The sequence below is a fragment of the Streptomyces racemochromogenes genome, from assembly GCF_039535215.1.
GTDB classification, from domain to species: Bacteria; Actinomycetota; Actinomycetes; order Streptomycetales; family Streptomycetaceae; genus Streptomyces; species Streptomyces racemochromogenes.
On the sequence record NZ_BAAAWT010000001.1, the window covers coordinates 1,852,393 to 1,865,282 of the forward strand.

General features: G+C 73.1%; 9 protein-coding genes. 2 read left to right on the plus strand and 7 right to left on the minus strand.

All coding sequences use genetic code 11. The features are described 5' to 3' along the window. The first annotated feature begins 41 nt into the window (after positions 1-41). Positions 42-722: a methyltransferase type 11 gene (locus tag ABD973_RS08345; RefSeq protein ID WP_125822635.1), complete on the plus strand. Its 681-nt coding sequence runs from the start codon at positions 42-44 to the stop codon at positions 720-722. Between the two features lie 9 nt (positions 723-731). On the opposite strand, the gene ftsH is transcribed toward ABD973_RS08345, so the two are convergent. From ftsH to nsdA, 6 genes are all read right to left on the minus strand, one after another. Beyond that, entirely contained in the window at positions 732-2,654 is a 1,923-nt protein-coding gene (ftsH, locus tag ABD973_RS08350; RefSeq protein WP_125822634.1) for an ATP-dependent zinc metalloprotease FtsH, read from the minus strand. Positions 2,655-2,790: 136 nt separating this feature from the next. Further along, entirely contained in the window at positions 2,791-4,365 is a 1,575-nt protein-coding gene (ffh, locus tag ABD973_RS08355; protein ID WP_125594843.1) for a signal recognition particle protein, read from the minus strand. A gap of 111 nt (positions 4,366-4,476) precedes the next feature. Beyond that, positions 4,477-6,912 carry a [protein-PII] uridylyltransferase gene (locus ABD973_RS08360; RefSeq protein ID WP_345499560.1) on the minus strand — a complete coding sequence of 812 codons (2,436 nt, stop codon included), beginning with the start codon at positions 6,910-6,912 and terminating at the stop codon, positions 4,477-4,479. 17 nt (positions 6,913-6,929) lie between these two features. Continuing rightward, on the minus strand, positions 6,930-7,268 hold the full coding sequence (locus tag ABD973_RS08365) for a P-II family nitrogen regulator (RefSeq protein ID WP_125594845.1): 339 nt from the start codon (positions 7,266-7,268) through the stop codon (positions 6,930-6,932). Then, on the minus strand, positions 7,265-8,608 hold the full coding sequence (locus tag ABD973_RS08370) for an ammonium transporter (RefSeq protein ID WP_125594846.1): 1,344 nt from the start codon (positions 8,606-8,608) through the stop codon (positions 7,265-7,267). The genes ABD973_RS08365 and ABD973_RS08370 overlap by 4 nt, the downstream gene beginning before the upstream one ends. 262 nt (positions 8,609-8,870) lie before the next feature. Next, positions 8,871-10,364 carry a transcriptional repressor NsdA gene (gene nsdA / locus ABD973_RS08375; RefSeq protein WP_125594847.1) on the minus strand — a complete coding sequence of 498 codons (1,494 nt, stop codon included), beginning with the start codon at positions 10,362-10,364 and terminating at the stop codon, positions 8,871-8,873. A gap of 408 nt (positions 10,365-10,772) precedes the next feature. Between nsdA and ABD973_RS08380 the strand changes: the two genes are divergently transcribed. Then, on the plus strand, positions 10,773-11,441 hold the full coding sequence (locus ABD973_RS08380) for a bifunctional DNA primase/polymerase (protein WP_345499566.1): 669 nt from the start codon (positions 10,773-10,775) through the stop codon (positions 11,439-11,441). An 88-nt stretch (positions 11,442-11,529) separates the two neighbouring features. Here the strand turns inward: ABD973_RS08380 and ftsY are convergent, their stop codons facing one another. After that, positions 11,530-12,753 carry a signal recognition particle-docking protein FtsY gene (gene ftsY, locus ABD973_RS08385; RefSeq protein ID WP_345499568.1) on the minus strand — a complete coding sequence of 408 codons (1,224 nt, stop codon included), beginning with the start codon at positions 12,751-12,753 and terminating at the stop codon, positions 11,530-11,532. Positions 12,754-12,890: the final 137 nt, after the last annotated feature.

The following is a 12,890-nucleotide window of genomic DNA, read 5'->3' on the forward strand; positions in this document are numbered from 1 at the left end:
CGGGGGCAAGGGGGCGAGACGGAATCAGGAGCGCTCTTTCGATGACACCGACGCCGACGGCCACGCTCGTCGCCCGGGACTGGGCGGAGATCCAGGAACGGATGCTGGTCCCGCTGTACGAAGCGGTCTACGACCGGCTGGAGATCGGGCCGGGTGACCGGCTGCTGGGCCTCGACTGCGGGGCCGGGCTGGCCCTGCTGCTGGCCGGCGGGCGGGGTGCCGCCGCCACCGGCGTGGAGGCCGATCCCGCCCGCCGGGCGCTGGCCCGGGAACGGCTGCTGGAGGTGGTGGCGGCTCCCCCGGTCCCGGCCGCGCGCCCCTACGACGTGCTGCTCGCCTTCGCGCCCTCCCCCGACGCCCTGGCCGCGGCCCTGCCCGCGGTCCGGCGGGGCGGGGCGGTGGTGCTGGCCGGCTGGGGTCCGCCGGAGCGCTGCACGGTACCGGCGGTGCTGGGCGGGGGCCCGGCGGCGCTGGACCTGGACGCGCTGGCGGCGCGGGCGCGGCTGGTGCCCGACGGGTCGGGGCGGGTGTTCTGCCCGTTCGGGTACGCGGACGTGGACAGCGCCGTACGGGGGCTGCTGTCGACGGGGCTGTACTCCGCCGCGGCCGATGCCGCCCAGGCGGAGAAGGAGCTGTCGGAGGCGCTTCACCCGTACGAGCGGACCGACGGCACCGTCTGGCTGCCGAACATCTTCCGGTACGTCGTCGCCCGGGTGGCCTAACCGGGCGCCTTATTTCGCGAGCCGGGGGATGCCGGCCGCCTGGTAGGCCGCCTGCTCGTCCAGGGTCTCGGCCTCCAGGAGGGCCTCGGCGAGGGCGTCGAGCTTCGGCCGGTGCTCGCGCAGCAGGCGGCAGGCCTCCTCGTAGCACTCGTTGACGATCCGGCGCATCTCGTGGTCGACGACGTCGAGGGTGGTGGGGGCGGCGGCCAGCCCGTACGGTCCCTGCCCGTCGGAGGGGACGGCGGTGAGCTTGCCGACGCGCTCGCTCATGCCCCAGCGGGCGACCATGCCGCGGACGATGTTGGTGACCTGTTCGAGGTCGTTCTCGGCGCCGGTGGTGATCACGTCGTAGACGGTCTGCTCGGCCGCCATGCCGCCGAGCGCGCCGATGATGCGGCCCCGGAGGTACTCCTCCGTGTACGCGTACCGGTCCGCGTCGGGCGTGGAGAGGGTGACGCCGAGCGCCCGGCCGCGGGGCACGATCGTGATCTTGCGTACGGGGTCGGCGCCCGGCTGGAGCATGCCCAGCAGGGCGTGGCCGCTCTCGTGGTAGGCCGTGCGGCGGCGCTCCTCCAGGGGCATCACCAGGGGGCGTTCCGCGCCGAGCTGGACCTTCTCCAGGGCGTCGGAGAGGTCCGCCTGGGTGACCTGCCGCTGCTTTCGCTTGACGGCGAGCAGGGCGGCCTCGTTGGCCAGGTTGGCGAGTTCGGCCCCGGTCATGCCGGGGGTGGTCCGGGCGACCTGGGCGAGGTCGACGCCGGCGGCGAGCGGGATGTCGCGGGTGTGGATGCGCAGGATGGCCTCGCGGCCGTCCCGGTCGGGCGGGGAGACCACGACCGTGCGGTCGAAGCGGCCGGGGCGGGTCAGGGCGGGGTCGAGGACGTCGGCCCGGTTGGTGGCGGCGAGGACGACGACGCCCTCGGAGCCGGAGAAGCCGTCCATCTCGGTGAGGATCTGGTTGAGGGTCTGCTCGCGCTCGTCGTGGCCGCCCAGGCCCGCGCCGCCGCCGCGCACCCGGCCGATGGTGTCGATCTCGTCGATGAACACGATCGCGGGGGCCACCTTGCGGGCCTCGGTGAAGAGTTCCCTGACCCGGGAGGCGCCGACGCCGACGATCATCTCGATGAACTCGGAGGCGGACGCGGAGAAGAACGGCACCCCCGCCTCGCCCGCGACGGCCCGCGCGAGCAGGGTCTTGCCGGTGCCGGGAGGACCGGCCAGCAGGACGCCACCGGGCATCCGGGCGCCCATGTCGTGGTACTCCCGGGGGTTCTTGAGGAAGTCGACGACGTCGTTCAGCTCGCCCTCGACCTCGTCGATGCCGGCGACGTCGTCGAAGGTGGTGCGCGGGGCGCCCGCCTCCAGTTCCACGGGCTTGGGCGGGCCCTTGCGGCCGAGCCCGCCCATCCCGCCCATGGCCGAGCCCATCCGGCGGGCGATGAGCAGCCACAGGCCGACGAGGAGCAGCATCGGGGCGAGGGAGATCAGCAGGTTGGCCAGGAAGCTGCGCTGCTCGACCACCGGGGAGGCGGTGACGGTGACGCCCTTGGCGGTGAGGTTGGACCACAGCTGGTCGTCGGCGAAGGCGGGGCGCTGGGTGACGAACTTGGTGTAGTCGCCCTCGCCGCCGGGGACGGGCCGCTTGCTCTTGAGCTGGCCCTGGATGGCGTCGCCCTTGGAGTAGATCTTGGAGACGTTCCCGTCGGAGACCTGCTTGCTGAACTCCGTGTAGGAGATCGTCGGCTCGTCGCCCTCGTTGAAGAAGGACAGCACGAGGTTGGTCAGCAGGAAGACGATCAGGGCGGCGAGGACCAGTCCGCGCCAGCCCCCGCCGGGGAGCTTGCGCTTGGCGGGCGGGGACGGCGGGGCGCCTTCGGAGCGCCAGGGGGTGTCGGCCCGGTCGCGCGGCGGTACGGGGGTGGGGCTGGGCACGTGGGCGCCTCCTTATGCCGTCATGCCGTCCTCCCGGCCGACCATAAGCGACAAATCGACCCACTGCCCCGCGGACGCGACAGGGCCCCGGACGCGTGACGCGCCCGGGGCCCTGTCGCGAGGGCTCGCCGCCCCGCTACTTCATGAACTTCTTGAACTCGTCCGGCAGGTCGAAGTCCTGACCCGGCTGGCCGCCTCCGGCGGGGAGCCCGAACGGGTTGCCGTCCGCGGCCGGAGCGCCCGGCTGCGCGCCCTGCTCGCGGCGGGCCGCCGCCGCGGCCTCCTCTTCCTTGCGCTTCATCGGGTTGCCGCTCTTGCGCTTGCCCTTGGCCTGCTTGACCTGCTTCTTCTGCCGGCCGGGGCCGCCGCCCATGCCCGGGATGCCGGGCATGCCGGGCATCCCGCCGCCCTGGGCCATGCGGGACATCATCTTGCGGGCCTCGAAGAAGCGCTCGACCAGCGACTTGACGGCGCTGACCTCGGTGCCGGAACCCTTGGCGATACGGGCGCGGCGCGAGCCGTTGATGATCGTCGGGTCCTGGCGCTCGGCCGGGGTCATCGACTTGATGATCGCGGCGGTGCGGTCCACGTCGCGCTCGTCGATGTTGTTGATCTGGTCCTTGATCTGACCCATGCCCGGCAGCATGCCGAGGAGCTTGGAGATGGAGCCCATCTTGCGGACCTGCTCCATCTGGGCCAGGAAGTCGTCGAGCGTGAACTCCTTGGGGCCCTTGGCGAGCTTGGCCGCCATCTTCTCGGCCTCGGCCTGCGAGAAGGTCTTCTCGGCCTGCTCGATGAGGGTGAGCATGTCACCCATGTCGAGGATCCGGCCCGCCATGCGGTCGGGGTGGAAGGCGTCGAAGTCGTCGAGCTTCTCGCCGTTCGAGGCGAACATGATCTGCTTGCCGGTGACGTGCGCGATGGAGAGCGCGGCACCACCGCGGGCGTCACCGTCGAGCTTGGACAGCACCACGCCGTCGAAGCCGACGCCGTCGCGGAAGGCCTCGGCGGTGTTGACCGCGTCCTGGCCGATCATGGCGTCGACGACGAAGAGGATCTCGTCGGGGCTGACGGCGTCGCGGATGTCCGCGGCCTGCTGCATCAGCTCCTGGTCGATGCCGAGGCGGCCGGCGGTGTCGACGATGACGATGTCGTGCTGCTTGGCACGGGCGTACTCGACGGAGTCCTTGGCCACCTGGACCGGGTCGCCGACGCCGTTGCCGGGCTGGGGCGCGTAGACCGCGACGCCGGCGCGCTCGGCGACGACGCTGAGCTGGTTGACGGCGTTGGGGCGCTGGAGGTCGCAGGCGACCAGGAGCGGGGTGTGGCCCTGCCCCTTCAGCCAGAAGCCGAGCTTTCCGGCGAGGGTGGTCTTACCGGCACCCTGGAGACCGGCCAGCATGATCACGGTGGGCGCGGTCTTGGCGAAGCGCAGCCGCCGGGTCTCGCCGCCGAGGATCGAGACGAGCTCGTCGTTGACGATCTTGAGGACCTGCTGGCCCGGGTTCAGGGCCTTGGAGACCTCTTCGCCGCGGGCGCGCTCCTTGACGTTCGCGATGAAGGAGCGGACGACGGGGAGCGCGACGTCGGCCTCGAGGAGGGCGATACGGATTTCCCGCGCCGCAGCGTCGATGTCCTGCTCGGAGAGGCGGCCTTTGCCCCGGAGGGACTTGAAGGTCGCGCTGAGGCGGTCGGAAAGCGTATCGAACACGGTGGTCGCGATTCCTCGGGTCGGGGGCGTGGTGGTCGTCCCCCAGGGTATCCGCCCGTTCCCCCTCCCGGGGGCGGGGTCGCCGGCCCCGCCCCCGGGAGGGGGCTGCGGTCACGTCAGGGCGGCCTGGACCTGGGATGCGAGCGCGGCGGCAGCCGGCGGCGGGAGGGGTTTGCCGTCGGGGTCGACGACGTAGACCGTGTCCACCGCGTTCGCCCCCAGGGTGGACACGTGCGCGCTGCGTACCCGCACCCCCGCCGAGTCCAGCGCCCGCCCGATCCGGTGCAGCAGCCCCACCGCGTCGGGGGCCCGCACCTCCAGGACCGTGGCCAGGGGCGAGACGTCCGGGACCACGGTGACGCGCGGCGGCGGGGGGACGACCCCGCGCCTGCGCGGGTACGCCGCCTCGCGGGCGGCGAGCTTGGCCGGGACGTCCAGAGTGCCGTCCAGCGCCCGCACCAGGTCGGTCCGCAGCCGGGCCGCCTGCGGCAGCGCCCCGAACTCCGCGGCCACCCGCCAGCGCAGCACCAGCACCTCGCCCAGGTGGTCCGGAAGCTCCAGGAACCGCAGGTCCGCCGCCCGCACCGTCAGCCGGTGCAGGGCCAGTACCCCGGACACCGCCGGCAGTACCCCGGGCTGGTCGGGAACGGCCACGACCAGCTCGACGCCGACGGCCTCGTCCTCCTCCTCCCGCGCGTGCAGCGTGAGCACCGGCTCCCCGGTGCGCAGCGCCTCCAGCGCGAGCCGCTCCTGCTCGGCGGTGGGAAGGTCCGGTTCGGGGCCGGCCGGCGGGGCTCCGCTCAGCACGGCGGCGACCCGCCGCACCAGGTCGGCGACGAGGGAGCCCCGCCAGGTGCTCCAGGCGGCGGGCCCGGTCGCGAGGGCGTCGGCCTCGGTGAGGGCGTGCAGGATCTCCAGGGTGCCAACCGACCCCACCGCCCGGGCCACGGCGGTGACGGTCGCCGGGTCGTCGAGGTCCCGCCGGGTCGCGGTGTCCACGAGCAGCAGGTGGTGGCGTACGAGCGTGCCCAGTACGGCGGTGTCCTCGGCGTCGAAGCCCACCCGCGCGGCCATGTCCCGGGCGATGGTCTCGCCGACGACGGAGTGGTCGCCGGGCCAGCCCTTGCCGATGTCGTGCAGCAGGGCCGCCATCAGCAGCAGGTCCGGCCGGCCCACCCGGCGGGTCAGCGCCGAGGCCCGTACGGCCGTCTCGATCAGGTGCCGGTCCACCGTCCAGGTGTGCACGGGGTTGTGCTGGGGGCGGCAGCGCACCCGCTCCCAGTCGGGCAGCAGCCGGGTGATCAGCCCCTCGGCCTCCAGCGCCTCCCACACCCCCACCGTCGGCTCCCCCGCGCCCAGCAGGGTCAGCAGCTGCTCCCGGGCCTCCGCCGGCCACGGCACGGGCAGCGGCCGGGCCTGCGCGGCGAGGCGGCGTACGGCGTGCAGCGAGACGGGCAGGCCCGCCTGCGCGGCCGCGGCGCCGAAGCGCAGGGGCAGTACGGGGTCCCGGTCGGGCCGGGCGGCGAGGGCGAGGACGGCCTCCCCGTCGGACTCCACCACCCCCTCGGCCAGCGGCGCCCGCTCGGCGGCGGCCGCCGCGCCCCGGGTCCCGAGGAGGCCGCGCAGCCTCGGCCGGGCGGCGCGGGCGCGCAGCACCCGCCCGACCTCCCGCCAGGTGACGTCGCCGGCGTAGGCGACGACCCGCGCGGCCTCGTACACCTCGCGCAGCAGCGCGTCGGCGTCGAGCAGCCCCAGCCGGGCGGCGACCTGGGGCTGCTCCTGGAGCGAGAGACGGTCGGTGGCCCGGCCGGTGACCAGGTGCAGCGCGTCGCGCGCGTCCAGCAGCCGGCGCCGGGCGTCGGCGAGCCCCTCGCGCGGGGCGTCGGCGAGCCAGGACGCGGCGACGGCCCGCAGGACGGTGATGTCGCGGAGGCCGCCGCGGGCTTCCTTGAGGTCGGGTTCCAGCAGGAAGCGCAGCTCCCCGGCCCGCTCGGCCCGCTCCCGGCACAGGGCGTGCAGTTCCGGGAGGCGTCGGGTGGCCTGGTTGCGCCAGTCGGCGAGCACCGAGGTGCGCAGCCCGGCGAGGAGTCCGGCGTCGCCGGCGACGAGCCGGGCGTCCAGCAGTCCGAGGTGGGCCTTGAGGTCCTCGGCGGCGGTCTTGCGGGCCTCGGCGGGGGTGCGTACGGAGTGGTCCAGGGCCAGGCCGAGGTCCCACACGGGGTACCAGAGGCGGTCGGCGAGGGTCTTCAGCGCGGCGGGCCGGGCCTTGCCGTCGTGGAGGAGCAGCAGGTCGAGGTCGCTGCGCGGGGAGAGGTCGGCGCGGCCGTAGCCGCCGACGGCGACGAGGGCGGCGCCGCGTACGCCGCTCTCGCGTGCCGCCCGCGCGAACTGTGCGTTCAGCCACTGGTCGGTCAGTCCGGACAGGGCGGAACGCCGGGAGGGCCCGGACCGCGACTCCTCCTGGAGGAGTCGCAGCCGGGCCTCGGCGTAGCCGCCGGGTCCGGAGCCGGCCGGGTCGTCCTGCGTGGTCTCTTCGGCGCTCGTCACCCTGCGGCTCCCGTCGTCTAGAGGGCGTCGGCGCCGCGCTCGCCGGTGCGGACCCGGACGACCGAGTCCACGGGGACGCTCCACACCTTGCCGTCGCCGATCTTCTCGGTCCGGGCGGCGCTGACGATGACGGAGATCAGCTCTTCGGCCTCCTCGTCCTCGACGAGCACCTCGATGCGGATCTTCGGTACGAGGTCCACGGTGTACTCGGCGCCGCGGTAGACCTCGGTGTGGCCGCGCTGGCGGCCGTACCCGCTGGCCTCCGAGACGGTGAGGCCCTGGACCCCGAAGGAGTGGAGGGCTTCCTTGATCTCGTCCAGCTTGTAGGGCTTGACGATGGCGGTGATCAGCTTCATGCGTCGACCTTCTTGCTCGCGGCGGCGGAGGCGGGTGCGGTGGTGGTGCGTGCGGAGATCCCGCCGCCGGCGCCGCTGAAGTCGTAGGCGGTCTCGGCGTGCTCGACCTGGTCGATGCCGGAGACCTCGACGTCCTCCGCGACCCGCATCCCGATGGTCTTGTCGAGGAGGAAGGCCATGATCGCCGATACGACGAGGGAGTAGGCGAGGACGGAGAAGACCCCGATCGCCTGCTTGCCGAGCTGTTCGAGGCCGCCGCCGTAGAAGAGGCCCTTGGCGTCGGACTGGACGCCGCCGGTGGCGAAGAAGCCGACGAGCAGGGAGCCGGCGATGCCGCCGACGAGGTGGACGCCGACCACGTCGAGGGAGTCGTCGTAGCCGAACTTGTACTTCAGGCCGACGGCCATGGCGCACAGCACACCGGCGATGGCGCCGACGGCGATCGCGCCGAGCGGGCTGACGGAGCCGCCGGCGGGGGTGATGGCGACGAGGCCGGCGACGGCGCCGGAGGCGGCGCCGAGGGTGGTGAAGGAGCCGTGGCGCAGCTTTTCGTATCCGAGCCAGGCGAGCATGGCGGCGGCGGTGGCGACCTGGGTGTTGACGAACATGACGGCGCCGACGCCGTCGTCGTTGCCGAGCCAGGAGCCGGCGTTGAAGCCGAACCAGCCGAACCACAGCAGGCCGGCGCCGAGCATGACCAGGGGGAGGCTGTGCGGGCGCATCGGGTCCTTCTTGAAGCCGACGCGCTTGCCGATGACCAGGATGACGCCGAGGGCGGCGGCGCCCGCGTTGATGTGGACGGCGGTGCCGCCGGCGAAGTCGATGACGCCGAGCTCGAAGAGCCAGCCGCCGGCGCCCCACACCCAGTGGGCGACGGGGAAGTAGACGACGGTGACCCACAGGGCGGAGAAGAGCGCCCAGGCGCTGAACTTGACGCGGTCGGCGAGGGCGCCGCTGATCAGGGCGGGGGTGATGACGGCGAACATCAGCTGGAAGACGGCGAAGACGTAGACGGGGATGGTGTAGCCGTCCCACAGCTCGGTGAGGCCGATGCCGCTGAGGCCGACGTAGTCGGAGTTCCAGCCGATCAGCGAGCCGGTGTCGGTGCCGAAGGCGAGGCTGAAGCCGTAGAGGACCCAGAGGATCGTGACGATCCCGAGGCTGATGAAGCTCATCATCAGCATGTTGAGGCTGCTCTTGACGCGGACCATGCCTCCGTAGAAGAAGGCGAGTCCCGGGGTCATCAGCATGACCAGGGCGGAGCAGATGAGCATGAACCCGGTGTTCGCGGCAGACAGGGTCGGGGCGTCTGCTGCGAGGGTCGTGATGGCTGATGCCATCGGCGTCTCCTCGTCGTCGGTACGTTCGCGTGCGGGCGATCGTGGGAAACCTGAGCGGCGGCGTAAGGTCTGGCCGGTTATTGGCCCTGAGATTCGCGCAGGACGGTTTCCGGCGGCGCCGCTGGGTGTTTCGCGCCGATGACGAAGAGGTCGGGCGTGTTACGCCTCCATGAACCGGTGAGGTACGGGTCCGGTCCGGGTCAGGTGAGGGTCAGGCGGGGGCCGGGCGCACGTCAGGCGGGCGCCCGGGCCGTGGGGCGGCTCAGACGGCCTCGGCGGCCTCGGGCAGCCGGGAGGCGAGGAGGTCGGTCAGCCGGACCACCTCGGCCACGTCCCCGTATTCACGCGCGGCGGTGTCGACGGTCTTGCGGAGCCGGGTGTTCACCCGTTCGGACCGTACCTTTCTCGCCACGTCGAGCGCCTGGTCCACGAGGACGGTGGCCTGTTCCGGCTCGCGCTGGAGCAGGTGGACGGTGGCCATGCCGATGAGGTTCAGGGCGTACGAGCGCTGGTGCTCCCCGTCCTTGGAGAAGAGCTCCACGGCCCGTTCCATGACCGGTTCGGCGAGGGAGGCGTAGGTGGGGCTGCGGCCCGCGACGTAGGCGAGGTCGCGGTAGGAGTGCGAGTTCTCGCCGTTGAGCTCGGCCTCGGAGAAGAAGCGGATCCAGTCGGGTTCCGGCTCGGAGTCGAAGCCGACGTCGGAGAAGGTGTCCTCGGCCATCCGCACGGCCCGCTTGCAGCGGCTGGGCTGGCCCATGTTGGCGAAGGCCCGGGCCTCCATCGCGTACAGCATGGCCTGGGTGCGCGGTCCGGCGCAGTCGCGGCTGCCGTACTGGGCGAGGTGGATGAGCTCCAGGGCGTCCTCGGGGCGGCCCAGGTGGATCATCTGGCGGCTCATGCCGGACAGGATGTAGGAGCCCAGGGGCTTGTCCCCGGCCTCCTTGGCGGCGTGCAGCGCGAGGACGAAGTACTTCTGCGCGGTGGGGTGCAGGCCGATGTCGTAGCTCATCCATCCGGCGAGTTCGGCGAGTTCGGCGGCGACCTTGAACAGCCGCTTCATGACCGGGGCGGGGTGGCTCTCCTGGAGCAGGTCGGTGACCTCGTGGAGCTGGCCGACGACGGCCTTGCGGCGCAGTCCGCCGCCGCACTGGGCGTCCCACTGGCGGAACATCACGGTGGTGGCTTCGAGGAGGTCGAGCTCCGGCTCGGACAGCCGGGGCGGCCGGTGCCCGCCGAGCGCGCCCGACGGGCCGGCGTCGGGGCGCGGTCCGAGGTCGGCGGCCGGGGAGGGGACGAGCCAGCGCTGCATGGGCTCGATGAGGGCGGGGCCGGCGGAGAGGGCGAGGGAGGTCCCGAGGAAGCCGCGGCGGGCGAGCATCAGGTCGCTGCGGGAGAACTCGCTGAGCAGTTCCACGGTCTGCGGGCCGGCCCAGGGCAGGTCGACACCGGAGACGGAGGGGGTCTGGTGGGCGGTGCGCAGGCCGAGCTGTTCGATGGCGACGACGGAACCGAAGCGTTCGGAGAAGAGCTCCGAGAGGATCCGCGGGACGGGTTCGCGGGGCTGTTCGCCGTCGAGCCAGCGGCGCACGCGGGAGGTGTCGGTGCTGATGTGGTGGGCGCCCATCTGGCGCGCGCGGCGGTTGACCTGGCGGGCGAGTTCGCCCTTGGACCAGCCGCTGCGGACGAACCACGAGGTCAGCTGTTCGTTCCGGACAGCGGATTCGCCGCTCGCTCCGCTTGCGCCGTTGCCGCTCACTGGAACGCCCCCATCCGCATCGCCTCTTCACACGAAACCCTGGCGGGGGCGGCCGACTCCGCCAGGGACCTTCACAGGTCCTCCACCGATTGCCTCCGGCATACCCACGGTTGGGGTCCGCCGCACAGGTTCGTGCACCGAAAGTAATCCTACGATCACCCCGTCGGCGAGGTCGATTCCAGAAACGCCACCATTCGCCACCCCTTCGCATGAACTCACCACCGGCCAGGCGCGATTCACTTGACACCAAGGCGAAACGGCAGTGGTTGGACGGGAGTGCGCTCGGGGCGCGCGCGGCGAGGAGTGCGCCGGGCGGCTCCGGTGGACGGCGCGCTCCACCCGGCCTCCGACAGGTCTCGCCGACGTCGTAACCACCGGCGCGTCCGACCCGTTGGAGGGGGCATGGGCATGGGCTTCACGATCGGCGGCAGCCGCGGCACCAAGGAGTTCCGTTCCGGCGTCCGGCGCCGCGGACGGACCTCGGAGTGCACGACGGTGGCGGAGTACACCGGGCTCTGGGGCTGGGACGCGGTCCCCGGCGCCCGCGCCGCCGGTCCGGGCCGCGACTGCTCCTGCGGTCATACGAACTGCGGCGCGCCGGGGGCGCACCCCCTGGACTTCGCTCCGACCGTCCCGGGGGGCGCCACCCTGGACGAGGTCTCCGAGATCTGGGGCGAGTATCCGGGCGCGGCGGTGCTGCTCCCCGTCGGCCGCTCCTTCGACGTCATCGAGGTCTCCGCCGAGGCCGGGCGGCGCGCCCTGGTCCGGCTGGAGCGGATGGGCCTGCCGCTGGGGCCCGTGACGGCGACCCCGGACGGGCGGGCGCAGTTCTTCGTCGCCCCGGGCGCGGCCGCCGAGCTGCCCGAGCTGCTGTACCGGATGGGCTGGGACGACGCGGACCTGGACCTGCGCGCCCTGGGCCGCGGCGCCTTCCTCACCGCCCCGCCCTGCGACCACGCCGGCCTGGGCCCGGCCATCTGGCTGCGCGGGCCCGCGCTGGACAGTGCGGGCGGCCCCCCGCAGGCCCGGCTGCTGCTCGGCACCCTGGCCTACACCTGCCACCGCTTCCGCCGCTGACGGCCCCCGCCCACGGCAGTGCCCCCGGGTCCTGGACGGACGCGGGGGCACTGGTCTGCGTAAGGTCCCCCGGTGAGGTCCCGGTGCCTCAGTCGCCGATGAGGGCGTCCACGAACGCCTCGGGCTCGAAGGGGGCCAGGTCGTCCGGGCCCTCGCCGAGGCCGACGAGCTTGACCGGGACGCCGAGCTCGCGCTGGACGGCGACGACGATGCCGCCCTTGGCGGTGCCGTCGAGCTTGGTGAGCACGATGCCGGTGATGTCCACGACCTCGGCGAAGACGCGCGCCTGGGTCAGGCCGTTCTGGCCGGTGGTGGCGTCCAGGACCAGCAGCACCTCGTCCAGCGGGCCGTGCTTCTCCACGACGCGCTTGACCTTGCCGAGCTCGTCCATGAGGCCGGTCTTGGTGTGCAGCCGGCCGGCGGTGTCGATGAGCACCACGTCGGCACCCTCGGCGATGCCCTCCTTGACCGCGTCGTAGGCGATGGAGGCCGGGTCGCCGCCCTCGGGGCCGCGGACGGTACGGGCGCCCACGCGCTCGCCCCAGGTCTGGAGCTGGTCGGCGGCGGCGGCGCGGAAGGTGTCGGCGGCGCCGAGCACCACGCTGCGGCCGTCGGCGACGAGGACCCGGGCGAGCTTGCCGGTGGTGGTGGTCTTGCCGGTGCCGTTGACGCCCACGACCATCACGACGCCCGGGGTGTCGGTGCCGCTCTCGGTCTTCACGGCGCGGTCGAAGTCGGTGCCGACCAGGGTCAGCAGCTCCTCCTTCAGCAGGGCGCGCAGCTCGGCGGGGGTGCGGGTGCCGAGCACCTTGACCCGCTCGCGGAGCCGCTCGACGAGTTCCTGCGTCGGCGCGATACCGACGTCGGCGATGAGGAGGGTCTCCTCGATCTCCTCCCAGGTGTCCTCGTCGAGGTGCTCGCGCGAGAGCAGCGTGAGCAGCCCCTTGCCGAGCGAGTTCTGCGAACGGGCGAGCCGCGCGCGGAGCCGGACCAGGCGGCCGGCGGTGGGCTCGGGCACCTCGATCTCGGGCGCGGCCGGAGCCTCCGGCTCGGCGACGGGCGCTTCGACGGCCTCGGGGGCCGCGGTCTCCGCCTCGGGGAGCACGACCTCCTCGATGGTCCGGCGCGGCTCTTCGACCGTCGGGGCGGAGTCCTCCCCCACCTGCGGTTCGGCGGGCGGGGCAGTGATGGTCGGCGTGCTCGGCGGCGCCGTGGGGGGCAGCTGCTTCTTCTTGCGGCTGCTGACCACGAGCCCGCTGATCGCGCCGACCGCGACCAGGGCGATGACTACGGCAAGGATGAGGATTTCCATAACCCGTCCAGTATCCGCCACGGCGGCCCCGGAGCCCGGACCTCGGCACTCGTACCGGGCCCTAAGCCCCTATTTATGCGATTCGGCGCAAATCTACGATGATGGACGACTTCCCGTCCTCGCACGCCCCACGGAGC